We start from the raw sequence: 25468 nt of genomic DNA on the forward strand, positions 1-25468 counted from the left end.
TCATCCCAAATGTTTTCGTTGAAACAACAAAGGTGCCATCCATAACACCATCAGCGCTGAGATGTAGCAGCCAAACACGGCCCTAGGGTCAGATTTAACTACTGCAAATGCCAGCACAAAGAGAGTTACGGTTAGCATCAGCTTAATCGCTTCCCCGCGGTAAAAGGCATTCACCACATTACCGGTTACTTTTTCCCACTTGTGAGAGAAAGTCAGAGTCGCGAAAACGAAGTTGGGGATTACTGCCACACTGCCACCCATCAGGGCCGACAACGCCAACTGCTCTCCCCATAATACGAAACAAAACGTACTGATCAGAGCTACCACTATGGCTTGTGAAGCGACCAACCTAAATGCGGTCAATCGGCCTTTTCGCTTCGGGTCTCGTTTCAACGCTTTGGCTCCGTAAGTTTTCCAAATTGATGGGTCAATCGACCCATAATCTGCCTAAAAGCAAGCGAAAGTATACCTACTTACCTTAGCGATGCAACCAAGTGGAGGTTGGGAAACTGTGATCTCGAGCCATAGCAGCAGAGGATAGAGGTGGAGCCACCTCACAGCCAGTCAGTCATATTTGTTATTGATCAACAAGAGCTGATTATAACCTGTCAAAAACGGCGGATATTGAGCACTTATCCACCGAGGTTGATTTGTTTTAACGATTCATAAATACAGTTTAAACGGATTTCTTATCAGAATTAATTGATAAAACCGAGGCCCGGAGCATTTATTCCCCCCCGCCTGCCGGATAAAAAAAACGAAGTTTGTGGTAAGGATCACAAGCACAAAAAAACCTCCCGAAGGAGGTCTTTATGTTAATCAGTGATTACGCGACTTATGATCCCATCCAGCTGGTCCAGACTGTCGTAATTAATCACCAAACGGCCCTTGCCTTTGCTGCCTTGCTGGATCGCCACCTGGGCTCCCAGTCGCTCTGTCAGCTGATTGATCAGCCGGGTCACATCGGGATCAACCACCTTGACCGGCTTTTCAGGCTTAGGCTGCAGTTGGTTAGCCACCAGTTTTTCGGTGTCCCGGACCGTCAGGCCCTTAGCCACAACCACCCGGGCCGACAGTGTCTGGGCATCGCCGTCCAACCCCAGCAAGGCTCGAGCATGACCCATCTCCAGATCACCATGCTCCAGCAGGGTCTTAACCTCGTCGTTAAGGTTATTCAGACGCAACAGGTTGGTCACCGTGGCTCTGGACTTACCCACCGCCTTGGCCACGTCGGCATGAGTCATCTCAAACTCATCCGCCAGTCGCTGCAGGGCGATAGCCTCCTCCATGGCGTTGAGGTTTTCACGCTGAATATTTTCAATCAGGGCGATGGCCACCGCCGCTTCGTCGGCGACGTCTTTGACAATACAGGGAACGGTCTCCAGACCGGCCATCTGTGATGCCCGCCAGCGACGCTCTCCAGCCAGAATCTCATACTGTCCCTGCTGCAGGGGGCGAACCACGATGGGTTGCAGAATGCCCTGGCTGCGAATGGAATCCGCCAACTCTTCCAGGGCTTCGGTGGACATGTCCCGACGCGGTTGATACTCGCCACGCTGCAACAACTCCAGCCGCAAGTGCACCAAGCCATCCTGAGATTGTGCCGATGCCGCGACTTCAACGGCGGTGGGGGCAGGGGACGGCTCCGGGGCCGATGCCATCTGCTCCCGTCGATCCATTACCGACTTGCTGGTTCCCAGAAGGGCATCCAAGCCTTTTCCTAAACCGCGTTTTTTCGCTGACATGATTTCCCCTTATGCCTGTTCGGTCTCTGGCTCGCTGCGCTCGGCGCGGCGTAACATCTCACCCGCCAAAGCCAGATAAGCCTTAGCGCCAGCACTGCTTTTGTCGTAATAGATGGCCGGTGATCCAAAACTGGGCGCCTCAGCCAGGCGGACATTGCGCGGAATCACCGTCCGGTAGACTTTGTCACCGAAGTGTTGTTTTAGCTGATCGGACACATCATTGGCCAACCGGTTACGGGGGTCGTACATGGTCCGGAGGATGCCCTCGATACCGAGATCCGGATTAACCACCGCCGCCAGTTTGCTGATGGTGTCGATCAACGCGGTCAGCCCCTCCAGGGCGTAGTATTCGCACTGCATGGGAACCAGCACCGAGTCGGCGGCGCCCATGGCGTTAACCGTCAGCATATTCAGGGCCGGCGGACAATCAATAAAGATGAAGTCGTACTGGTCTTTGATCGGCTCCAGCGCATTACGCAACCGCAGTTCGCGGGCAAAGAACTCCATCAGCTTAATCTCCGCCGCGGTCACATCGCCGTTGGCCGAAATCAGGTCGTATTTACCGTTGGTGTCTTTGATGATCACCTGCTCGGCCGGTACTTCATCCACCAGCAGATCGTAAGCGGTATGCTCCACTTCGTATTTGTCGACGCCACTGCCCATGGTGGCATTCCCTTGCGGGTCGAGATCGATAACCAGCACCCGACGTCGGGTAGCGGCCAAAGATGCGGCCAGATTGACACAGGTGGTGGTCTTACCGACCCCACCTTTCTGGTTGGCTACTGCTATCACTCTTGCCATCAATAAGTCCCCAAAAACTATGACACTTTTCGAACGTTGACCAGATGCCGCTGGGCATCCAGTTCTGGCACCAGCAGCGGTTGCTGGCCAATCACTTCGAATCCCGACGGGATGTCGGCCAGCTCCTGCGGATCCAGTTGCCCCTTCAGGGCATAAAACTGCCCATGTTCGGCTGGCAGGTGATGGCACCATTGCAGCATATCAGACAATGAGGCAAAGGCGCGGCTCAGTACGCCGTCAAACCCCACCTCGGGTTGATAAGCTTCTACCCGGCTCTGAACCGGCGTGACGTTCTTCAGGCCCAGGGTGTGCACCACAGTAGTAATAAAACGGATGCGCTTCCCCAGACTGTCCAGCAGTACAAAGGATTTATCAGGATTACAGATAGCCAGCGGCAACCCGGGCAATCCCGGACCGGTTCCTACATCAATGAAACGGCTACCCTGAAGGTGAGGGCCGACCACCACGCTGTCGAGAATGTGGCGAACCAGCATCTCCTTGGGGTCGCGGACCGAGGTCAGGTTATAGGCCTTGTTCCATTTGTTAAGCAGCTCAACCAGTTGAACCAGTTGTTGCTGTTGCAGGTCGGTAAGGTGCAGATCGGTTTGCGCGATCAAATCGGCAAGCCTGGTGGCTAACACGTGTTGATATCCTTCGTCTGAGAAAAATGACAATTGGGTATTATGCGGGGATGAGCGGGGCTTGGAAAGCCCCGCGTGCGGTGGTTAAGCGGTTTTTCGCAGCAGACCGTGTTTTTTCAGGTAGACCAGCAGCAAAGAGATGGCGGCTGGAGTAATACCAGAGATGCGGGAAGCCGCTCCCAGAGTTTCCGGCCGGTGCTCCTTGAGTTTGGCCACCACTTCGTTAGACAAGCCGGACACCTGCTCGAAATCGATGTTGTCAGGCAATAGGGTCTGCTCGTTGCGCAGGGTCTTGGCGATCTCCTCTTTCTGCCGCTCGATGTACCCCGCGTACTTAATCTGGATCTCGACCTGCTCGGCGGCACGGCGATCCGACAGCCCGGGGCCGAGATCGGTGACCTGCATCAGGGTCTGATAGGTGAGTTCCGGTCGACGAATCAGCTCTTCCAGGTTCGCTTCCCGCGACAACGGCGTCTTCAGCTGCGGGTTCAACTCCTCGGCCTGGGTACCGGTTTTCTGCACATAGGTACTGCGCAGACGCTGGCGTTCCTGCTCAATGGCTTCCACCTTGTCATTGAACGCCGCCCAGCGGTGATCATCCACCAGCCCCAGCTCCCGCCCCTCAGCGGTCAAGCGCATGTCGGCGTTGTCTTCACGCAGCAACAGGCGGTATTCCGCTCTGGAGGTAAACATTCGGTAGGGTTCTTTGGTTCCCAGGGTCGACAGGTCGTCCACCAGAACCCCCAAATAGGCCTGATCGCGCTTAGGCGCCCAGGCCTCCAGCTCCTTGACCCGGCGTGCGGCATTGAGGCCTGCCAGCAGCCCCTGGGCACCGGCTTCTTCATAGCCTGTGGTGCCATTGATCTGGCCGGCAAAGAACAGCCCGTCGATAAACCGGGTTTCCAGGCTGGATTTCAGGTCCCGGGGATCAAAGAAATCGTACTCGATGGCGTAACCAGGACGCAGAATCTGCGCCTGTTCAAATCCGGTAATGGATCGAATCAGTTTCAGCTGCACATCAAAGGGCAGGGAGGTAGAGATGCCATTGGGGTAGATCTCGATACTGTTCAACCCTTCCGGCTCAACAAAGATCTGATGGCTGTTCTTGTCGGCGAAACGCATCACCTTGTCTTCGATGGACGGGCAGTAACGCGGTCCCACTCCCTCGATAACCCCGGCGTACATCGGGCTGCGATCCAGGTTGGCACGAATGATTTCGTGAGTACGCTCATTGGTGTGAGTGATGTAACAGGGGATCTGTTGTGGGTGATCCGACGCTTTACCGATGAAGGAGATGGTTGGAATCGGCGTATCTCCGGGCTGCGCCTGCATCACCGAGTAATCCAGGGTACGGGTATCCAGCCGTGCCGGAGTACCAGTCTTGAGTCGGTCAACCCGGAAAGGCAGTTCACGCAGACGACGAGCCAGTGCATTGGATGGCGGATCGCCGGCACGGCCTCCCTGGTAATGATCCAGACCGATATGAATCTGGCCGCCGAGGAAAGTGCCGACAGTCAGTACCACCGTAGCCGCATCAAAACGCACACCGGCCTGAGTGATCACCCCGACGACTTTGTCCTGTTCGACCACCAGATCGTCCACCGCCTGCTGGAAGACCGTCAGATTTGGCTGAGCAAACAGAATGGATTGAATCGCCTGCCGGTACAGGGCGCGATCGGTCTGAGCCCGGGTAGCGCGTACCGCAGGTCCTTTAGAGGCATTCAGAGTACGGAACTGAATGCCTGCCCGATCGGTTGCCAATGCCATGGCACCACCAAGGGCATCGATCTCTTTAACCAGGTGGCCCTTGCCGATCCCACCGATCGCCGGGTTGCAGGACATCTGACCCAGAGTATCTAGGTTGTGAGTCAGCAACAGGGTGTTGACCCCCATACGTGCACTGGCTAGTGCTGCTTCGGTACCCGCATGGCCACCTCCCACAACAATAACGTCATAACGATCCTGTGCCTGCATCAGATAGTCACCCCTTCATCGATCGGTCTGAAAAAAAGCGCGCCATTCTATCACTGGATCGCCAAGAGTTAAATGGTCATTTTTTAAGCTCGGCGATCCGATTCCAGACTAATAGATCTTAAGATCTTTATATAAAGATCTTTATTATATTTACTCTTAGGGATCGCGATCTCTGTGGTTAAGTCGTTTTTCATCTTAACGATCATGATCTTAAGTGCGATCGATCCCTGTGGGTAGAGGGCGATCTAATGGCGTACAGGGTGGGGGTAGATCGCCCTTTTATACACAGGCCTCGATCCCGTTGATCCGGGGCGTGGATTAATCCCTAAGTTGATCCCAGTTTGATCCAATGTTACCCACAGATCCCTGTGAATTAAGATCTAATCTGTGAGTAACTTTGTGGGCCTTGTGCATAAGGATCTCAGTTAAGGATCGTGATCAGCTCGTCGATCCACTCCAAAGCCCGATCCTCTGGTAGATCGACGGCCTGCACATCGATCTCGATCTTATTCACAAGGGCATGGGCGCCGGCCTGTTGAAGAAGTCGATTCAGGGTTCGGGCGGCGCCACAGAATGTGTCGTAACTGCTGTCGCCTATGCCGCAAATCGCAAATTGAGTGCCGGATAATTGGGCAGATTCCAGGCTATTGGCCAGGGGAAGTAGGTTATCTGGAAGATCGCCGGCACCGTGAGTGGAGGTAACAACCAGCCAGTGGGAGAAGTTTGTCAGCTGTTCCAGTGTCGGATCCAGGAATTGATGGCACTGGATCTGATGCTGAGCCAGCTTCTCTGCCAGCTCGTCTGCCACGGCCTCGGCACCGCCCATGGTGGTACCGACAATAACGGCAAGTTGGGTCATAGATAGGGTCCTGTGTTTGAATGTGACGCCATTATGGCAACTTCCCGGACGGTCACAACAGGGATTTCAGGCATTAAAAAGCCCGCACAATGGCGGGCCTGGTATTGGGGGTGGGTTATTTGCCGATGCAGAAGGAGGAGAAGATGCGCCCGAGCAGATCGTCAGAGCTGAACTCGCCGGTGATCTCGGTTAATGCCTGCTGAGCCAGTCTCAGCTCCTCTGCCAGCAGTTCTCCTGCCTGAAACACCTCCAACTGTTCCCGTCCCATCAACAGGTGTTCATCGGCCCGTGCCAGGGCTTCCAGGTGTCGGCCCCGGGCCATAAAGCCGCCTTCAGCGCTGCCCTGGTAGCCCATACAGGCTTTCAGGTGCTGTTTTAACGGTTCCAAGCCATCTCCGGTCTTGGCTGACAGCTTAAATAGCGGGTAACGATGATCGTCGTCGGTCAGCTGGGCTTCGCCGGTGAGATCGACCTTGTTGCGAATGATGGTCAAGCCCATGTCGCTCGGCAGCCGCTCAATAAACTCTGGCCAGATCTGCTCCGGTTGGGTTTCACTGGTTTCGGTACCGTCCACCATCAGCAGAACCCGATCCGCCTGATGGATCTCCTCCCAGGCGCGCTCGATACCGATGCGCTCCACTTCGTCACTGGCTTCACGCAATCCGGCGGTATCGATGATGTGCAGAGGCATACCATCGATGTGAATGTGCTCGCGCAGGACATCTCGGGTGGTGCCGGCGATGTCGGTGACGATGGCGGATTCACGCCCGGCGAGGGCATTGAGCAGGCTGGATTTTCCGGCATTGGGGCGGCCGGCTATCACGACCTTCATCCCTTCACGCATCAAGGCCCCCTGACGGGCACTGGCGCGCACGTCCGCCAGTTGATCCTGAACGTTTTGCAGGTCGGCAGAGATCTTACCGTCGGACAGGAAATCCACCTCTTCATCGGGGAAGTCGATAGCGGCTTCGACGTAGATGCGCAGCACTGTCAACTGCTCCACCAGCTCGGTCACTTTGCCGGAGAACTCCCCTTGTAGGGATTTCAGGGCGCTGCGAGCGGCCTGTTCCGAGGAGGCTTCAATCAGATCGGCGATGGCTTCGGCCTGGGCCAGGTCCAGCTTGTCATTGAGGAAGGCTCGTTCCGAAAATTCACCGGGACGGGCGCTTCGGGCCAGTCCGGTGGCGATGATAGCCCGTTGCAGCATATCCAGAACCACTGGACCGCCGTGGCCCTGCAGTTCCAGTACATCCTCGCCGGTAAACGAGTTGGGGGCTTTGAACAGCAGCGCAATGCCCTGATCCAGCTCCATACCCTGATGATCCTTAAAAGGCAGGTATTCGGCATAGCGGGTGCGGGGAATCCGGCCGAGCAGAGTCTGGGCCAGGGCCTCGGTGTTAGGCCCCGAGATGCGAACGATGCCGACGCCACCGCGACCGGTGGCCGTCGCCTGGGCGACGATGGTGTCTGTTGTGGTAGTCATGAGAATCTGTGGGTTGCCGTAGTAAAAGCCAGTATATCAATCCTGAGCTTGGGAGCGGACATAAAAAAGGCGGCATCGCTGCCGCCTTTCGAGTGGGGTCAGGGTTATTTCAGACCCTGTTTCGCCAGTGAGCGGTAGATAAACCACTGCTGGGTAATCGCCACCAGGTTACCGAACAGCCAGTACAGAACCAGGCCGGAAGGGAACCACAGGAAGAACACGGTAAAGATGACCGGCATGTACTGCATCATCTTTTGCTGCATGGGATCCATGCCCGGTGCGACCGGCTGCATCCGCTGCATGACGAACATGGACAGGCCCATCAGCAGTGGCAGGATGTAGTAGGGGTCTTTCACCGACAGATCGGTAATCCACAGCGCGAACGGTGCATGACGCAGTTCGACGCTTTCCAGCAGTACCCAGTAGAAGGCGATGAAGATAGGGAATTGAAGCAACATCGGCAGACAACCGCCCATGGGGTTCACTTTCTCTTTCTGGTACAGCTCCATCATGCCCTGGCTCAGGCGTTGACGGTCGTCACCAAACTTCTTCTTCAGCTCTTCCATCTTAGGCTGCAGGTTACGCATCTTCGCCATGGAGGTGTACTGGGCCTTGGTCAGCGGGTACAGGGCACCACGAACCAGCAGGGTCATGCCGATGATGGCCACACCCCAGTTGACGACCAGAGATTGCAGCATGGTCAGCAACCAGTGCAGTGGCTGGGCGATGAACCACAACCAGCCGTAATCAACCACCAGGTTGAGGGAGTCGGACAGGGCCGACAGGGCTTCCTGGTTTTTAGGACCGATGTACAGTTCGCTGGCGAAGGTAGCGCTGCTACCGGCGGCCACGGTGGTCACCGGTTGTTTAACGCCGATGGCGCCTTCGGTTCCGTTGCTGTACACCTTGGAGTACAGGGCGTTTTGTTGCTCCGCACCAGGTACCCAGGCGGTCACAAAATAGTGCTGCAGCATGGCAACCCAACCGCCCTGAGTCGGCTTGTTGAGTGCGGCGTCTTTCATGTCATCGAAGTCGTACTTCTTATAACGTGTGTCGGCCGTGCTGTAGGCACCCCCACGGTAGGTGGGCATCATCATGTTGCTTTCGTCGGCGGTAATGCTTTGACGCAGTTCGCCAAACATCTGCATTGAGGCGTTGTTGGCAGACTGGTTGTTCACCACATACTCCACCCGGACATCGTATTTGCCCTTGGTGAACACGAAGCGCTTTTCAAACTGAATGCCATTGGCATCCACAAAGCTCATGGGCACCACCAGGTGATCCTGGCTGCCCATGTCGTAGCTGTTGCTGGCAACTTGGAATGTCGGACGCTCAGCTGCTGAATCTGGGCCTTGGGCACCGATCAGTCCGCTGCGGGCGACGTAGTTGTAGCCGTTGTGGCGTTGCAGCAGTTTCAGCGGCTCAGGTTGATCCTGTTCCAGCGGGAACTGCAGCAGCGAAGATTCGATAATGTCACCACCTTGAGTGTCGATCACCAGCTTCAGGGTGTCGGTGGTAACGGTGACCAGTTTGCCACCGGTGGCGGCTTGCTCCGGCAGGGTGTCCTGGGAGACGGCACTATGAGGGACGTCGTTAGACACCTGGGTGGCTGTAGTTTGAACAGCTTCAGGTTGAGGATTCTGGTCTAATTGCCATTGTTGCCACAGCAAGTAGCTGACGAACAATAGGCCTACCAGAAGTAGATTACGTTGAGATTCCATGGCCGGTTAAGCTCTACCTTATTTAGATGGAGGTACGGGATCACGTCCACCCGGGTGCAAAGGGTGGCACTTTACTATGCGTCTTAATGCTAACCAACTTCCTTTCAAACAGCCATGCACAGTGATGGCCTCAATCGCATAATGCGAGCAAGTTGGCTGAAATCGGCAATTTGGCCCCAAAAGCGGGCTAATCAACCTTTGGTAGAGTCGGATGAATCCGATGAGTAACTTTTGCATCGTTTCGTCAGCTTTCGAAAAAGCTTCTCTACCAATTTATGAAGTGTGGCATTGTCCAGTTCATCTACGCCTCGTTTTGCAATGGCGACAATGTCGACTGCGGGGAGATCGTGTTGATGGCGGCGGAAGTCGTCTCGAACGATACGTTTGATGCGATTTCGCTGACAGGCCTTTTTGACATGCTTTTTCGCCACCGTCAATCCTAAACGGGGATGTGACAGTTCATTGGGAATGGCGAGAAGGGTCAAGTGGGGATGTGCTGCCCGGACGGGATTAGCAAAGACAGATTTGAATTGGGCGGGAGTTAACAGACGTAACTCCCGCTCAAAGGTATAACGCACCGTTGATGCGCTGTGCATAATCAATGATTAAGCAGACAGGCGGCTACGGCCTTTGGCACGACGACGTGCCAGGATTTGACGACCAGCTTTAGTGGCCATGCGAGCACGGAAGCCGTGGTTACGCTTACGCTTCAGTACGCTCGGTTGAAAAGTACGTTTCATAGCTTCTTTACCGTTAGTTAAGCTTCGACTCCCGCGACATGCGGTGGAATCGGTTCAAAAAAGAGGCCGAATTTTACTAAAAGTCGACCTGCATAGTCAATCTGAGGATGAGGTTTTTTCAATAAAGTTCCTCACCCCCCATTTCTTGTGGATAACACTGTGTGTTGACCCCAAGATATAGACAGCGCGATCGCGATCGGATCCCGCGGATGCGAAGTATAGAGACTTTTTTGATCCCTTTCCAGTCCTTGTGACATCTGGGATTCGCCCGGGATCGCAACGATCCTTTTGGGCCGATCAGTGCGGCCAGGATCTCTGATCTAAATTGGGGATAACTTCGGTAAATGGCTGGCTATCGACCAGTTTGAGGAGTAGAATTACGCCTTTGGGTGATCTTTATTTCGGAGTATTTACGGTGACTTTGTCTGTTTGGCAGCAATGCATAGCAACCCTGCAGGAAGAGCTGCCGGCTCAGCAATTCAGTATGTGGATTCGACCCCTTCAAGCTGAGTTCGACAACCAAACTCTCACCTTATACGCCCCTAACCGGTTTGTGCTGGATTGGGTCCGGGATAAGTACCTGGATCAAATTAATCGCTATTTCCAGGGGGTTATGGGAGATCAGGCTCCGATCCTGAAATTCGACATCGGCAGCCGCCCGGTGGCGGCGCCTGCGGCTCAGCCTCGTCCTGCTCAAACCGTATCGGCCCCGGAGCCGGTTCCACCTATGGGCAGCGTCGAGCCACCACCGGTGAGCCCCAATGCCGCCAATACCCGCAGCAACATCAATCGCACCTATCAGTTCGACAACTTTGTTGAGGGTAAGTCCAACCAGTTGGCCCGCGCGGCCGCAACCCAGGTTTCGGACAACCCCGGCGGCGCCTATAACCCCCTGTTTCTGTATGGCGGAACCGGCCTGGGTAAGACCCACCTGTTGCATGCGGTGGGCAACGGCATCCTGAAGAACAACCCCAATGCCAAGATTGTTTATATGCACTCTGAGCGGTTTGTTCAGGATATGGTGCGGGCGTTGCAGAACAACGCCATCGCTGAATTCAAACGTTACTATCGCAGTGTTGATGCCCTGCTGATCGATGACATCCAGTTTTTTGCCAATAAAGACCGGTCCCAGGAAGAGTTCTTCCATACCTTTAATGCTCTGCTGGAAGGCAACCACCAGATCATTTTGACGTCGGATCGCTACCCGAAGGAGATCGACGGGGTGGAAGACCGGCTGAAGTCCCGCTTTGGCTGGGGACTGACCGTGGCCATTGAGCCACCGGAGCTGGAAACCCGGGTCGCCATCCTGATGCGCAAGGCTGAGGAGAGTAAGATACATCTGCCCGATGAAGTTGCTTTTTTCATTGCCAAGCGGTTACGTTCTAATGTTCGAGAGTTGGAAGGGGCGCTTAACCGGGTTATCGCCAATGCCAACTTTACCGGACGGCCAATCACCATTGACTTCGTTCGTGAAGCGCTGCGGGACTTGCTGGCTCTGCAGGAAAAGTTGGTGACCATCGACAACATCCAAAAGACGGTTGCCGAGTACTACAAGATTAAGGTGGCAGATATTCTGTCCAAACGTCGTTCCCGTTCCGTTGCTCGGCCGCGACAGGTGGCCATGGCGCTGGCGAAAGAACTGACTAACCACAGCTTACCCGAGATTGGCGATGCCTTTGGCGGCCGCGACCACACGACGGTGCTGCATGCTTGTCGTAAGATCGAACAGTTGCGGGAAGAGAGTCACGATATCAAAGAAGACTACGCGAATCTGATTCGGACCCTTTCCTCCTAAATTCTGAGAATTGACGATGAAATTTACCATCAATCGCGAAGCATTACTGAAACCACTGCAGTTGGTTTCCGGTGCCGTAGAACGTCGCCATAACCTGCCAATCCTGTCAAACGTGCTGCTGGAAGTAAGTGATCACTTACTTAAGCTGACCGGTACCGACCTGGAGGTGGAGCTGGTGGGCCAGTCGCCGCTGGAGGGGAATGTCGTGCCAGGGCGCACCACCGTGCCGGCTCGAAAGTTTCTCGACATCTGTCGCAGTCTGCCGGATCTGGTCGATATCCAGATTGAGCAGCAGGACAATCGGCTGATGATTCGTTCCGGCCGCAGCCGGTTTAACCTGACCACCTTGCCCGCCGAAGATTACCCCAACATGGGTGACTGGCAGGAGGAGGTGCAGTTCACTCTTAAGCAAGGGGTACTGAAACAGCTGATCGAAGCCACTCAGTTCTCCATGGCTAACCAGGATGTGCGTTACTACCTCAACGGCATGCTGTTTGAGACCGATAATAACGTACTGCGGACGGTATCCACCGATGGTCACCGCCTGGCGGTCAGCTACCGCACCATCGAGGCGCAGTTGCCGGAGAAGCAGGTGATTGTGCCTCGCAAAGGGGTGGTGGAGCTGGTGCGCCTGTTCGGTGAGGAAGACGCCGACATTACCCTGTGCATCGGTAACGGCAGCATTCGGGCCATTACCGAAGACGCCATCTTTACTTCCAAGCTGGTGGACGGACGCTTCCCCGACTATCGTCGGGTGTTGCCGCAAGGCGGCGACAAGGTGTTGATTGCGGATCGAGAGGTGCTGCGCAACTCCTTTGCCCGAGCGGCAATTCTGTCCAACGAAAAGTTCCGTGGCGTGCGGCTTAACCTCGCTGAGAATGAACTCAAGATCACCGCCAACAATCCGGAGCAGGAGGAGGCGGTGGAGATGCTCGATGTGGAGTTTCCCCATGGCGAGCTGGAGATCGGCTTTAATGTTAGTTATGTGCTGGACGTGCTCAATGCCTTGAAGCGGGATCAGGTTAAACTGATCATGAGTGACGCCAATAACAGTGCCCTGTTTGAAAATGTGGAAGACGACGAGGCACTGTACGTAGTGATGCCGATGCGCTTGTAATGGCCATTCAACAGCTGTCGCTGACTCACTTCAGAAACATCAAGGCCGCCGACATTCGCCCTGCCGGCGGCCTTAATCTTATCCACGGCGCCAATGGCAGTGGCAAAACCAGCGTATTGGAAGCTATCTGGTTTTTGAGCCTTGGGCGGTCGTTTCGCAGTCACCAGTCGCAACGGGTTATTCAGTACGAGCAGGAGGCTTTTACCCTGTTCGCCCGGATGGGAGACGAAGAACGGCTGGGTTTCAGGCGCAATCGCCAGGGTGAGGTCGAGGCCAGAATCAATGGTGAGCGTCCGGAAAAGCTGGCCCAGTTGGCGAAGTTGTTGCCGCTGCAGTTGATCACCCCGGAGAGTTTTGCCTTGCTGCTCGACGGACCCAAGGCCCGGCGGGAGTACATCGATTGGGGGGCATTTCACAGTGACCCTCAGTTCCACCTGATCTGGGCTCGTTGCCGACGTTTGCTTAAGCAGCGGAATCAATTGTTACGAAGCCAGGCGGACGATCGGCAGATTGCCATCTGGGACAAACAATTGGCCCATTATAGCAATGAATTAACCCTGAGACGGCGAGCGTGGGTAGACTCGTTAAATGGCGTATTGAAGGGTATAATAGGGACGTTTTTACCCAACGTTCCGGTACGGGTATCGTTCAGTCAGGGCTGGGACTCAAAGACCCCGATAGAACAGATACTGGAGTCACAGCTCCACCGTGATAAGCAATTAGGCTACACAGTATCCGGACCACATAAAGCCGATCTGAGACTGAGGGTTAATAACATACCCGTTCAGGATGTGTTATCCCGTGGCCAGCTGAAGTTGCTGGTGTGCGCCCTCAAGATCGCCCAAGGAGTGTTGCTGAGTGAGCAACACCAGAAACAGTGCATTTATTTAGTTGATGACTTGGCATCAGAGTTGGATTCGGAGAAACGGACTCAGCTGTTGAGTCAACTGGAGCAAACCGGCAGTCAGGTTTTTGTGACTGCCATTGATCCAGAACAGTTGGCAATGATGAGTTGGCAGCGAGTGTTCCACGTGGAGCATGGCCAGGTCACCACAAAGGATAGTTAACCAGAGACAAGCGTATGTCAGAACAAAGCTATGGATCCTCAAGTATTAAGGTCCTGAAAGGTCTGGACGCAGTGCGTAAGCGTCCAGGTATGTATATTGGCGACACCGACGATGGCACCGGCCTGCACCACATGGTGTTCGAGGTGGTCGATAACTCCATTGATGAGGCATTGGCGGGTCACTGTAATGACATCATTGTCACCATCCACCTCGATGGTTCTGTGTCGGTACAGGACGACGGTCGCGGCATTCCCGTCGACATTCACCCGGAAGAGGGGGTCTCCGCTGCAGAAGTGATCATGACCGTGCTGCACGCCGGCGGTAAGTTCGATGACAACTCCTATAAGGTGTCTGGTGGCTTGCACGGTGTGGGTGTGTCAGTGGTGAACGCCTTGTCCGATAAGCTGGAACTGACCATTCGTCGTCAGGGTAAAGTGCATCAGCAGATCTATCGCCTTGGCGAGCCAGAATCGCCGGTGGCGGCAGTGGGCGATACCGATAAGACCGGTACCGCCATTCGCTTCTGGCCGAGTCCGGGCACGTTCTCTAACATTGAGTTTCACTACGAGATTCTGGCCAAGCGCCTGCGTGAACTGTCGTTCCTGAACTCCGGTGTGTCCATTAAACTGTTGGATGAGCGCGACGGTAAGAACGACCACTTCTGCTATGAAGGCGGTATCCAGGCGTTCGTTGAATACCTGAACCAGAACAAAACCCCGATTCATCCCATGGCCTTCAGCTTCAACCTGGAGCGGGAAGACGGCATCGCGGTGGAAGTCTCCATGCAGTGGAACGATGGTTTCCAAGAGAGCATCTACTGCTTTACCAACAACATTCCACAGCGCGACGGTGGTACTCACCTGGCCGGTTTCCGGGCGGCATTGACCCGGACCCTGAACTCCTACATGGAGAAAGAGGGCTTCAACAAGAAGAACAAGACCAGCGCCACCGGTGACGATGCCCGCGAAGGTCTGACTGCGGTTATCTCGGTCAAGGTACCGGATCCCAAGTTCTCATCTCAGACTAAAGATAAGTTGGTGTCTTCGGAAGTGAAGACCGCCGTTGAGCAGGCGATGGGCGAAAAGCTGTCTGACTACCTGCTGGAAAATCCCAATGATGCCAAGTCGGTGGTGAACAAGATCATCGATGCCGCTCGAGCTCGGGAAGCCGCACGCAAGGCGCGGGAGATGACCCGCCGTAAAGGGGCGATGGATCTGGCCGGGTTACCCGGCAAACTGGCGGACTGCCAGGAAAAGGACCCGGCCCTGTCTGAAATCTACATTGTGGAGGGTGACTCGGCCGGCGGTTCCGCCAAGCAGGGTCGTAACCGTAAGACTCAGGCCATTCTGCCGTTGAAGGGTAAAATCCTCAACGTTGAGAAGGCCCGCTTCGATAAGATGCTCTCTTCTCAGGAGGTCGCCACGCTGATTACTGCCCTGGGGTGTGGCATCGGTCGTGACGATTATGACCCGGAGAAGACCCGTTACCACAACATCATCATCATGACCGATGCGGATGTCGACGGCTCGCACATTCGTACGCTGCTGTTGACCTTCTTCTATCGCCAGATGCCTGAACTGATCGAGCGGGGTTATATCTACATCGCTCAACCACCATTGTATAAGGTGAAGAAGGGTAAGCAGGAGCGCTACATCAAAGACGATGAGTCGTTGACCGAGTACCTGACCACTCTGGCACTGGAGAAGTCGGCGCTGCACGTTAACGCCGAGGCGCCGGGTATCAGCGATACCGGTCTCGAGTCGCTGGTGAACCAGTTCCGCAGCGTTGAATCGGTTATCGATCGTCAGAGCCGCCGCTTCCCCCGTAACCTGGTGAAGGCGTTGATCTATGCCGGCGGTTTGAGTGATGAAGCCATTAAGTCTGAGTCGACGGTGCTGGATTGGGCGGAAGCCTTTGCCAATGATGTGACCGAAACTGAAGGCGACGGTTCCTACTATCGCGCCGAGGTGGAGTTTGATGCCGAACGTGGGGTGTACGTGCCGAAGTTGATTCTGCGTCAACATGGTATCGACCACGAGTATCTGCTGACTTATGACTTTCTGCAGTCCCCGGATTACAAAGCCATTGTTGCCCTGGGCGAGCAGGTGGCGGATCTGATCGAAGAGGGCGGCTACATCAGTCGTGGCGAGCGACGTTTCCCGATCACTACCTTTGAGCAGGGCCTCAACTGGTTGATGAACGAGTCCAAACGCGGTCTGTACATTCAGCGCTATAAAGGACTGGGTGAGATGAACCCGGAGCAGTTGTGGGAAACCACCATGGATCCGGAAGCTCGTCGCATGTTGAAGGTAACCATCGAAGACGCCATCGCCTGTGACCAGCTGTTTACCACCCTGATGGGTGACCAGGTCGAGCCGCGTCGTGACTTCATTGAGCAGAACGCTCTGCTGGCCAACCTGGACGTCTAGTCCGGGTTTGCGAGCACGAACAGGGGCCCACATCGGGCCCCTTTTTTTGTCTTCACCTCAAGGGCTGGGTTTGTTTTAGCCCGCAGGATGGTGCGATACGGTTCAGCATGTCACCGTTGGTGACATGTCCTGGCATGGGATGGGTCGCCGAAAGAGACAGTCGTGTGATGAGTGGGCCATCGCTGTCGTCAATGTTCCACGTGAAACATAGACGGTTGATCTGGATAACCTACACAACAAAAAGGGGACCGCCGTTACCGGCGATGCCCCTAAACTCAACCGCTGTTCCACGTGGAACATCAGTTAAAGACGCGGTTTTCCTGCTCCTGAACCCGAATGAAGGTGGTGCGCTTGGTCAGCTCCTTTAGCTTGGCGGCCCCCACATAGGTGCAGGTGGAGCGTACGCCTCCCAGGATGTCTTGCACGGTAAACTCGACGTCACCGCGGTAGGGCACCATAACGGTCTTACCTTCCGACGCACGGTAGTTGGCCACTCCGCCGGAGTATTTATCCATGGCGGTGGAGGAACTCATGCCATAAAAGGCGCGGTAGGCTTTGCCATCCTTGTCGATGGTTTCACCGCCGCTTTGATCGTGGCCGGCAAACATACCGCCGATCATTACAAAGTCGGCGCCGCCACCAAAGGCTTTGGACACGTCGCCGGCGCAACTGCATCCGCCATCACTGATGATCTGGCCACCGAGGCCATGGGCGGCATCAGCGCACTCGATAACGGCGGACAACTGGGGGTAACCCACCCCGGTCTTGACTCGAGTGGTGCACACTGAGCCGGGACCGATGCCCACTTTGACGATGTCGGCGCCGCTGATCAGCAACTCCTCCACCATCTCGCCGGTGACCACATTACCGGCGACGATCACCTGATCCGGGTAATTAGCTCGTACTCGGCGGACGAAGTCGACAAAACTCTGTTGATAGCCGTTGGCGACGTCGATGCAGATGAACCTCAGGCGTGAGTCCAGCGCCATAACCTGCCCCAGCTTGATAAAGTCATTGTCGGACACGCCGGTGGACACCATGATGCGCTCGAAGAAATCGGCGTCTTTATCCTGCAGCCATTGCTGCCATTGGTCAACGCTGTAGTGCTTGTGTACGGCGGTCAGCATGCCATGTACGGCCAGGGCTTCGGCCATCTCGAAGGTGCCGACGGTATCCATATTGGCGGCGATAACCGGCACGCCAGTCCAGCACTCTTTGGCGTGCTTGAACAGGAAGGTACGACGAATATCAACTTGTGAACGGCTGGCCAGGGTGGAGCGCTTGGGCCGGAACAGGACGTCTTTAAAACCCAGTTTGATGTCAGCTTCAATATGCATGATCGATTCCCGAATACTACGAAATAGGGGGGCTCAGGAATCGGCACTTCTGGAAGGGATGCACCGATGCACTGAGACCATAAAAGTGGTCGTACGCACCGGTTTTCGACATTCTATGTTGAAAACGCCAGAAGGCAATTAAAATCACAAAAACGCTTTGTTCTTATTTATGAACAATAAAAAGCCGCCCTGGAAAGGGCGGCTTTTTCAGCCACGTGGCAAGGGTGACTTACTGTTGCAGCAGCGAGATGTCGGCCACCTGCAGGAACAAGCCCCGCAGTTGATTCAGCATCGCCAGGCGGTTGGCTTTCAGAGCCGGGTCGTCGGCGTTGACCATCACCTCTTCAAAGAAGTTGTCGATGGTTGCTCTCAGGCTGGCCAGTTGGCTCAGGCCGTCGCTGTAGTTGCCTTCGGCAAACAGGGGCAGCACTCTGTCCTGGGCGTCCAGAATCGCCTCTGCCAGAGCCTTCTCGGCGCTCTCTTGCAGCAGGCTGGCGTCGATGGCATCTGCCAGTGGGGCATCCGATTTGGCCAGAATGTTACCCACGCGCTTGTTGGCGGCCGCCAGGGCTTGGGCGGCGTCCAGGGAGCGGAAGCTCTGAACGGCCTTAACGCGGCGATCGAAGTCGACCGGGCGAGTGGGGCGCAGAGCCAGTACCGCCTGAATGACGTCGACCGGGTAACCCTCATCCTGATACCAGGCGCGGAAGCGGCCCAGCATGAACTCGATGACGTCTTCGCAGACGGTATTATTGGTCAGCTTGTCACCAAACAGAGACTGGGCCTTGGCGGTCAGGTCTACCAGGTCCAGGACCAGCCCTTTCTCGACGATGATCCGCAGCGCACCGATGGCCGCCCGGCGCAGGGCGAACGGATCAGCGGCGCCCTTGGGAGCCTGACCAATTCCGAAGATGCCCACCAGGGTATCCAGCTTGTCGGCCAGTGCCAGGGCTTGTGCTACGCCGGAATGCGGCAGGTCGTCACCGCTGTAACGGGGCATATACTGCTCGTTCAGCGCTACGGCGACCTCTTCGGCTTCTCCATCATGGCGGGCGTAATGCATGCCCATGATGCCCTGGGTGTCGGTGAACTCGAACACCATGGAGGTCATCAGGTCACACTTACACAGCAGGCCGGCACGTGAGGCGTGGGTGGTATCGGCGCCGATACCGGCAGCGATGTACTCTGCCAGTGCCTGAATCCGGTCGGTTTTGTCTTTCAGTGTGCCAAGCTGCTTCTGGAACAGTACGCTGTCCAGCTTCGGCAGCTGCTCAACCAGCTTCTGCTTTTTATCGGTATTGAAGAAGAACTCGGCGTCGGCCAGGCGGGGACGAACCACCTTTTCGTTACCATCAATAACCTGGGCAGGATCCTTGGATTCGACGTTGGCAACGAAGATGAACTTGGGCATCAGCTCGCCGGCCTGGTCGTAGACCGGGAAGTACTTCTGGTCGCCCTTCATGGTGTACACCAGTGCTTCTGCCGGTACCTTGAGGAACTCCGGTTCGAAAGAGGCGATCATGACCACCGGCCATTCCACCAGCGAGGTGACCTCTTCCAGCAGTTCGTCATCCAGATCGGCATTGCCGCCAATCTGTTGCGCCGCGGCTTCGATGTCGGCCTTGATGGTGGCTTTACGTTGCTCGTAATCGGCCACGACTTTGCCGGTTTCCAGCAGCCGCTGTGGGTAGTCTTCGGCGTGATCCAGCGTCAGTTCCTGGGCGCCCATAAAGCGGTGACCCTTGATGGTCAGGCCGCTGCGGATGCCCAGGATTTCGGCATCCAGACTGGTGCTGCCCAACAGCAGCGTCAGGGTGTGGACCGGTCGGATAAATTGAATGTCGCTGGAGCCCCAACGCATCGCCTTGGGAATTGGCAGCTTGGACAGGGCGTCGGCCACCAGGGCGGGCAGCAGTTCGGCTGCCGGTTTGCCCTTAACCTCGGCGCGATGCAGCAGCCATTCGCCTTTGTCGGTGACCAGGCGTTCGGCCTGATCGACGCTGATGCCGTTGCCCCGGGCCCAGCCTTGGGCCGCCTTGGTGGGGTTGCCGTCGGCGTCGAAGGCCGACTTGATGGCCGGGCCACGCTTCTCCACCACTTTGTCTTGCTGTGCGTCGGTCATGGCGGCAATCTTAACGGCCATGCGGCGGGGAGCGGCAAACCACTCAACCTCGCCGTGGCTCAGCTCAGCCTTGGCCAGGGCATCAACCAGGTTGTCGCGAAACGCTTCACCCAGCGTTCGCAGGGCTTTCGGTGGCAACTCTTCGGTGCCCAGTTCTACCAGAAAGGTTTCAGTAGCCATAATTCTATCACTGCTCCTTTTGACACATTGGGAAGCCCAGGGCTTCACGGGAAGCGTAATAGGCTTCGGCTACGGCTTTGGTCAGGGTGCGAATCCGCAGAATGTAGCGCTGACGCTCGGTGACTGAGATCGCCTTGCGGGCATCCAGCAGGTTGAAGGCGTGACCAGCCTTGAGGATGCGCTCGTACGCCGCCAGCGGCAGCGGCTTTTCAAGATCCAGCAAATGGCGCGCTTCCTTCTCACACTGGTCGAAGAAGGTAAACAGGAAGTCGACGTCGGCGTGCTCGAAGTTGTAGGTGGATTGTTCCACTTCGTTTTGATGGAACACATCACCGTAACTGGTGATGCCCAGCGGGCCGTCGGACCACACCAGATCGTAAACGTTGTCCACGCCCTGAATGTACATCGCCAGACGCTCGAGGCCGTAGGTGATCTCACCGGTGACCGGCTTGCAATCGAGGCCGCCCACTTGCTGGAAGTAGGTAAACTGGGTTACCTCCATGCCGTTGAGCCAAACCTCCCAGCCCAGACCCCAGGCACCCAGAGTCGGGTTTTCCCAGTTGTCTTCAACGAAGCGGATGTCGTGGATATCGGTATCGATGCCCAGCTCACGCAGAGACTCCAGATACAGCTCCTGAATCTCGGCCGGTGACGGCTTGATGATCACCTGAAACTGGTAGAAGTGCTGCAGACGGTTCGGGTTCTCACCGTAGCGACCGTCGGTAGGACGACGGGAAGGCTGCACATAAGCAGCGGCAAACGGCTCAGGGCCGATGGCACGAAGGCACGTAATGGGGTGGGACGTGCCCGCTCCCACTTCAATGTCCAGTGGCTGCACCACGGTACAGCCCTGGCGAGCCCAGAAGTCCTGCAGTTGCAGGATCAGACCCTGGAAGGTCTTGACGTCAAACTTTTGCATGGGGTATCACCTGGATACGTCTAAATGGCGTGAAACTTGCGCGAAATGCTGGTTAGTATACCTTCTGAGAGGGCTGGTATGTAGGCTAATTTTTGTCGTGTTAATAAAGGTATGGCCAATAGATGGATAAACAACGTTGTTCATGGTGTGGAACCGATCCGCAATACGTCGAATACCACGATACCCAGTGGGGACGGCCGGTGCGGGATAATCGGGAGCTGTTTGCCAAGCTGTGCCTTGATGGCCAGCAAGCCGGGCTGTCCTGGTTGATCATTTTGCGTAAGACCGGCCACTACTTCGAAGTGTTTGAGCAGTTTGATCCCGTCAGGATTATCGAGTTTGATGAGGCCCGGGTCGAACAGTTGCTGCTGGACCCCGGCATCGTCCGCAACCGGCTCAAGGTCAACTCGATCATTAAAAACGCCAAAGCCTATATGGCGCTGCAGCAGCAGGGCTTCGATTTCTCTGATTATCTATGGTCCTTTGTCGGCGGTCAGCCCATCGACAACGCCCTTAAGCCCGGTGATGACTTCCCCACTCGAAGCGCCGAGTCCGATGCCATGAGCAAGGCGCTGAAGAAGGCCGGTTTCAGCTTTGTGGGTACCACCATCTGTTACGCCTTTATGCAGGCCGTTGGCATGATCAATGACCATCTGGTGACCTGCCCGAGTTATCAGGAGTGCCGGCAACTGAGCCAGTAAAAAGGGCCGCCATGACGGGCGGCCCTGAAATGCGACTGACGGGGGTTACTCGAAGTAGAACGGTGCCCGCTGGCGCCGTTTCCCGTTCAACTCATTCATGGTGTCGGCGTCGTACAGCCGGCCACCCACCATGGTGTAGTGAACCCTGTCGGAGTCACGAATGTTGCGGAGTGGGTCGCCGTCGATGACGATCAGATCCGCCAGCTTACCGGTTTCGATGCTGCCAATCTGATGATCCATGGCAAAGTGGCGGGCCGGATTAATGGTGGCGGTCTTCAGTGCCTCCAGGTTGCTCATGCCCCCCTGGGCAAACATCCACATCTCCCAGTGGGCCCCTAGGCTTTCCCGCTGGCCGTGGGCGCCGATGTTGCTGGGGATCCCCAGCTGTCTGAGTTCATTGGCGACCCTGGCCACATTAAAATGGTTGTAGTGCTCGTCTGGCGCGGTGGTGCGACGCATTGCCCGTGGGCGCAAAATCTCCTGAGGCACGTACTTGGACAGGCGAGGGTGCTTCCACACCTCGGTTTTGTCGTACCAGTAGTTTTCACCCCAGATGCCACCGTAGGCCACCACCAGGGTTGGAGTGTAGCCGACGTCGGTCTGGCGCCAGAATTGCTTAATGTCATCGTAGATATTGGCCACCGGAATGGCGTGTTCAATGCCGGTGTGGCCGTCGGCGATCATGGTCAGGTTGTGCTGCAACAGACTGCCCCCTTCGGGCACCACCATCATCTCCAGCTCACGAGCGGCAGCGATGATCTGTTGGCGCTGATTCCGCCTTGGTTGGTTGTAGCTCTTGACCGAGAAGGCGCCCACCTTCTTCAGCCTCTCCAGGTGGAATTTGGCGTCTTCCAGGCTGTCGACATGGGCGGTGTAGCCGGGACCGTTGGCGCCATACAGGATGGTGCCGGTGGAGAAAATTCTCGGCCCGACGATGTCACCGGATTTTTGCAACTCACTGGCAGCAAACACCTCGGTGGTATCGTTGGAGGGATCGTGAATGCTGGTGACACCGAGCGCCAGGCTGGCGTAGTTGATGCGATTCTGCTCGGGAATGATCTCATTGTTTCCCTGGCTGCCGTGGGCATGCGCATCAAACAGGCCGGGCATCAGGGTTTTCCCTTTGATGTTGATGGTGCGGGTGCCCGCGGGAATGCTGATCTGATCATTGCTACCGACGGCGGTGATGCGGTTGCCCTCGACGATGACCACGCCGTCCTGAATGATTCGGTCACCCTGCATGGTGATCACCTGGCCACCGACAAAGGCGATGGTTTCACGTGGAACATAGGTGTTGGCCTTAAAGCCGATGTCGGTGACCGATGCCGGTTTGACCTCGGGCTGGCCGGGATCAAACAGCTGCTCGATATTGGCCTGATACAGTTCCGGCCCTAAAGACCAGTACAGGCCGGTGGCGGCCGGGTTCCAGCTGAGGTTTTCGCCCGCCCGCTGTGACAGCTGCTTCACCGGCAGGCCTCCGCCATTGGGTCCGATGTGCTGAGTTTCGCCGTGGCTGGCAAAGGGGGTCAGGAACACTTTGAAGCGCTCGGCGAAGGCCAGCTTGCGACCGTCAGGTGCCACATGAAACTCGGTGGCGTGATCCGAGGTAAAGTGTACCCGCTTATCAAACCCATCCAGATTCACACTGGCCAGCGCCGGCTTGTCGTCGGAGCGGGTGGTCAGGAACAGGCGGTCATTGCGGTTGCCGAAATGGGGCATGCTGCCCCAGTCACTGATCATCAATGGTGTGCCACCTTTGGCATCAACCCGATAGATGCCCGGATCGGTGTTCCAGGTTGTTGGGGTGATGTAGCCGCCGTTAATCTTGCGGTACACCACGGTGCGACCGTCGGGGCTGAAGGTGGGTTCGACGTATTTGCCCGGCTGGGTGGTCAGGGTGGTGACTTTGCCGCGTTTCAGGTTCATCACCTTGATGGCGCCCTGCTGGTCGTCGTGCCAGCTGGCGAAGACCAGCTGCTTGCCATCGCGGGAGAATTGCGGGAACAGTTCGAACCCTTGCTGGCTGGTAGTGACTCGCTGGGGTTTGCCACCGCTCACCGGCCGCTGCCACAGCTTGCCCAACGCCTCAAACACCACGGTCTTGCCATCGGGTGACACCTGCACCTGGCGCAACATCTTGACGTCAAACTGATCCGGATCCAGCTGTTGGCTGAAGCGCACCGCCGGTTGAACCTGTTTGTTGGTCGCCACATGGAACGGGACCAGTTGTGACTCGCCGGATTGCACATTGAGCTTGTGAATCTGACCGCCTGCCCAGAACAGCAGTTGGTTGTTGTCAGGGGTCCAGGCGAGGGTCGGGTAGACCCCGTGTATGGCCCAGGTCTCCTGCATGTCCCTATCCAGGCGGTCGTAGATTTTTCGTTTCTGTCCTGACTGCAGGTCATACAGGTACAGGCTGGTCTGGAAGCCATCACGGCTGATGTAGGCAAGGGTTTTTCCATCCGGGCTGGGAGTGGGGCGGATGGCGCCGCCGGTGCCGCTGAGCAACACATCGATGTCACCACTGTGGCGGTCATAGCGCTTGATCTTATAGATTCCCTGCACCGAATCCTTGGAGTAGTGGAAGGTCTTTCCCGGGGTGGCATCCTGAGAAAAGTACAGGTAACGGCCGTCGGGAGAAAAGGCCGGTTCGCCGAGATCCTTCTGGTCATTGGGGCGCTCGGTGAGCTGAATGCCGTCGCCGCCCTGGATGTGGTACATCCACACCTCGCCGGCCCCCAGGCTGCGCTGGGCGGTGTAGTGCTTACGGCCCACCAGGTACTGGCTATCCGGACTCCAGGTCGGACTGTTCAGCAGGCGGAAGTTTTCCGACGATACCGGGCGTGGTTCGCTGCCATCGGCATTCATGATCCAGATGTTATCGCCGCCATCCTGATCGGAGGTAAAGGCGATGTACTTGCCGTCTGGGCTGAATCTGGGTTGCATGTGCCAGGCAATGCCTTTTATCAGCGGCGTCGCTTCGCCGCCATCAATAGGCATCTGGTAGATGTCGCCGAGCAGATCGAACACCAGGGTGCTGCCGTCCGGGCTGATGTCGACGTTCATCCAGGTGCCCTGGGTGACGTCGATATTGATGGATTTCAGAGGCCCTTGAGGCTGATTGACGCTCCAGCCGGGGGCGTCGGTGGCGAACAGAGGGTTGCTCAAAAGCAACCCTGCGGTCAGCAAGCTGACTCTTAAGGGGAATAAGGCTGACATAGGACTCCCTGTCGTTGTTCTGGTTTTGTGGAATTGCGACGAGTCTACTGAAAGGGCGGAATATTGAATACAGAACACTCAGGAGTGAATCAGCGGCTTATGCTGTTCATGCTTGGAATGGGGGTAGGCTGTCCGGCGGATTGGGGTTGGGGTTGCATTTACGGGCACAGAGACAAAAAAAGCCGCGATAAACGGCTTTTTTGCAACGACATGTGTGTGTTGCCGTTCAGTTGCCTTTTTGAATCAGGTACTGGTAGGGCGCATTGTCCACCTGGCTGGCCAGCAGGGTGTGATCCATAAAGCGACAAAAGCTGGGAATGTCGCGGGTAGTGGAGGGATCATCAGCGGTAATCAGCAGGGTGTCGCCCTGTTCCATTTTTCGCACCGTTTTACGCACCATCATCACCGGCTCTGGGCAACGCAGGCCGATGGCGTCGAGGGTGTGGGTGGCATCGGTAAAGCTGTGTGACATCAGGGGAGCCCATTCTCTAAAACTGGGCGGATATGATACGCCGCTGGGTCGGTGACGCAAGCCATGACGATGGTTTGAACACTATTTAACCTACCCGATCACAAAAAAAGGGAAGCCGAGGCTTCCCTTTTGCGTGGCGGCTGCAG

21 protein-coding genes are annotated in these 25468 nt (G+C 56.1%); 5 read left to right on the top strand and 16 right to left on the bottom strand.

Going from position 1 to position 25468, the window contains the following annotated elements:
• From BLT77_RS18000 to rpmH, 11 genes are all read right to left on the bottom strand, one after another.
• A complete protein-coding gene (locus tag BLT77_RS18000; protein WP_028113201.1) occupies window positions 1-393 on the bottom strand; it encodes an ATP synthase subunit I in 393 nt (130 codons plus the stop codon).
• Between the two features lie 422 nt (window positions 394-815).
• On the bottom strand, window positions 816-1745 hold the full coding sequence (locus BLT77_RS18005; protein ID WP_090367990.1) for a ParB/RepB/Spo0J family partition protein: 930 nt from the start codon (window positions 1743-1745) through the stop codon (window positions 816-818).
• A gap of 9 nt (window positions 1746-1754) precedes the next feature.
• A complete protein-coding gene (locus BLT77_RS18010; protein WP_090367992.1) occupies window positions 1755-2546 on the bottom strand; it encodes a ParA family protein in 792 nt (263 codons plus the stop codon).
• A 17-nt stretch (window positions 2547-2563) separates the two neighbouring features.
• Window positions 2564-3187: a 16S rRNA (guanine(527)-N(7))-methyltransferase RsmG gene (gene rsmG, locus BLT77_RS18015; RefSeq protein WP_090367994.1), complete on the bottom strand. Its 624-nt coding sequence runs from the start codon at window positions 3185-3187 to the stop codon at window positions 2564-2566.
• Window positions 3188-3271: 84 nt separating this feature from the next.
• On the bottom strand, window positions 3272-5161 hold the full coding sequence (gene mnmG / locus BLT77_RS18020) for a tRNA uridine-5-carboxymethylaminomethyl(34) synthesis enzyme MnmG (RefSeq protein ID WP_090367996.1): 1890 nt from the start codon (window positions 5159-5161) through the stop codon (window positions 3272-3274).
• 421 nt (window positions 5162-5582) lie between these two features.
• On the bottom strand, window positions 5583-6020 hold the full coding sequence (gene mioC / locus BLT77_RS18025; protein WP_090367998.1) for an FMN-binding protein MioC: 438 nt from the start codon (window positions 6018-6020) through the stop codon (window positions 5583-5585).
• Between the two features lie 115 nt (window positions 6021-6135).
• A complete protein-coding gene (gene mnmE / locus BLT77_RS18030; RefSeq protein ID WP_090368000.1) occupies window positions 6136-7503 on the bottom strand; it encodes a tRNA uridine-5-carboxymethylaminomethyl(34) synthesis GTPase MnmE in 1368 nt (455 codons plus the stop codon).
• Between the two features lie 104 nt (window positions 7504-7607).
• Window positions 7608-9224, bottom strand: a complete 1617-nt coding sequence (yidC, locus tag BLT77_RS18035; RefSeq protein ID WP_090368002.1) for a membrane protein insertase YidC — start codon at window positions 9222-9224, stop codon at window positions 7608-7610.
• 18 nt (window positions 9225-9242) lie between these two features.
• A complete protein-coding gene (gene yidD, locus BLT77_RS18040; RefSeq protein WP_084144436.1) occupies window positions 9243-9461 on the bottom strand; it encodes a membrane protein insertion efficiency factor YidD in 219 nt (72 codons plus the stop codon).
• A complete protein-coding gene (rnpA, locus tag BLT77_RS18045) occupies window positions 9416-9820 on the bottom strand; it encodes a ribonuclease P protein component (RefSeq protein ID WP_090368004.1) in 405 nt (134 codons plus the stop codon). The genes yidD and rnpA overlap by 46 nt, the downstream gene beginning before the upstream one ends.
• Before the next feature lie 9 nt (window positions 9821-9829).
• Window positions 9830-9964 carry a 50S ribosomal protein L34 gene (gene rpmH / locus BLT77_RS18050; RefSeq protein ID WP_084144434.1) on the bottom strand — a complete coding sequence of 45 codons (135 nt, stop codon included), beginning with the start codon at window positions 9962-9964 and terminating at the stop codon, window positions 9830-9832.
• 415 nt (window positions 9965-10379) lie between these two features.
• On the opposite strand from rpmH, the gene dnaA reads away from it, so the two are divergent.
• The 4 genes from dnaA to gyrB are packed head-to-tail and all read left to right on the top strand — an operon-like array spanning window position 10380 to window position 16372.
• Entirely contained in the window at window positions 10380-11759 is a 1380-nt protein-coding gene (gene dnaA / locus BLT77_RS18055) for a chromosomal replication initiator protein DnaA (RefSeq protein ID WP_028113192.1), read from the top strand.
• 16 nt (window positions 11760-11775) lie between these two features.
• Entirely contained in the window at window positions 11776-12876 is a 1101-nt protein-coding gene (gene dnaN, locus BLT77_RS18060) for a DNA polymerase III subunit beta (protein ID WP_090368006.1), read from the top strand.
• Entirely contained in the window at window positions 12876-13943 is a 1068-nt protein-coding gene (gene recF / locus BLT77_RS18065) for a DNA replication/repair protein RecF (protein WP_090368008.1), read from the top strand. The genes dnaN and recF overlap by 1 nt, the downstream gene beginning before the upstream one ends.
• A 14-nt stretch (window positions 13944-13957) precedes the next feature.
• Window positions 13958-16372 carry a DNA topoisomerase (ATP-hydrolyzing) subunit B gene (gene gyrB / locus BLT77_RS18070; RefSeq protein WP_090368010.1) on the top strand — a complete coding sequence of 805 codons (2415 nt, stop codon included), beginning with the start codon at window positions 13958-13960 and terminating at the stop codon, window positions 16370-16372.
• A gap of 299 nt (window positions 16373-16671) precedes the next feature.
• Here the strand turns inward: gyrB and BLT77_RS18075 are convergent, their stop codons facing one another.
• From BLT77_RS18075 to glyQ, 3 genes are all read right to left on the bottom strand, one after another.
• Window positions 16672-17709, bottom strand: a complete 1038-nt coding sequence (locus tag BLT77_RS18075) for a GMP reductase (protein WP_090368012.1) — start codon at window positions 17707-17709, stop codon at window positions 16672-16674.
• 229 nt (window positions 17710-17938) lie between these two features.
• Window positions 17939-20011 carry a glycine--tRNA ligase subunit beta gene (gene glyS / locus BLT77_RS18080; RefSeq protein WP_090368013.1) on the bottom strand — a complete coding sequence of 691 codons (2073 nt, stop codon included), beginning with the start codon at window positions 20009-20011 and terminating at the stop codon, window positions 17939-17941.
• A gap of 7 nt (window positions 20012-20018) precedes the next feature.
• Entirely contained in the window at window positions 20019-20930 is a 912-nt protein-coding gene (gene glyQ, locus BLT77_RS18085) for a glycine--tRNA ligase subunit alpha (protein WP_090368015.1), read from the bottom strand.
• A gap of 122 nt (window positions 20931-21052) precedes the next feature.
• Between glyQ and BLT77_RS18090 the strand changes: the two genes are divergently transcribed.
• Complete coding sequence (locus BLT77_RS18090) at window positions 21053-21631, top strand: DNA-3-methyladenine glycosylase I (RefSeq protein ID WP_090368017.1); 579 nt, start codon at window positions 21053-21055, stop codon at window positions 21629-21631.
• Window positions 21632-21676: 45 nt separating this feature from the next.
• Here BLT77_RS18090 and BLT77_RS18095 read toward each other — a convergent pair whose 3' ends face one another.
• Window positions 21677-24850 (bottom strand): amidohydrolase family protein, encoded by a 3174-nt coding sequence (locus BLT77_RS18095; protein ID WP_090368019.1) that lies wholly within the window; start codon window positions 24848-24850, stop codon window positions 21677-21679.
• 226 nt (window positions 24851-25076) lie between these two features.
• Complete coding sequence (gene tusA, locus BLT77_RS18100; protein WP_176819381.1) at window positions 25077-25322, bottom strand: sulfurtransferase TusA; 246 nt, start codon at window positions 25320-25322, stop codon at window positions 25077-25079.
• Between the last annotated feature and the right edge of the window lie 146 nt (window positions 25323-25468).

It is taken from the genome of Ferrimonas sediminum (assembly GCF_900100175.1).
GTDB lineage: Bacteria > Pseudomonadota > Gammaproteobacteria > Enterobacterales > Shewanellaceae > Ferrimonas > Ferrimonas sediminum.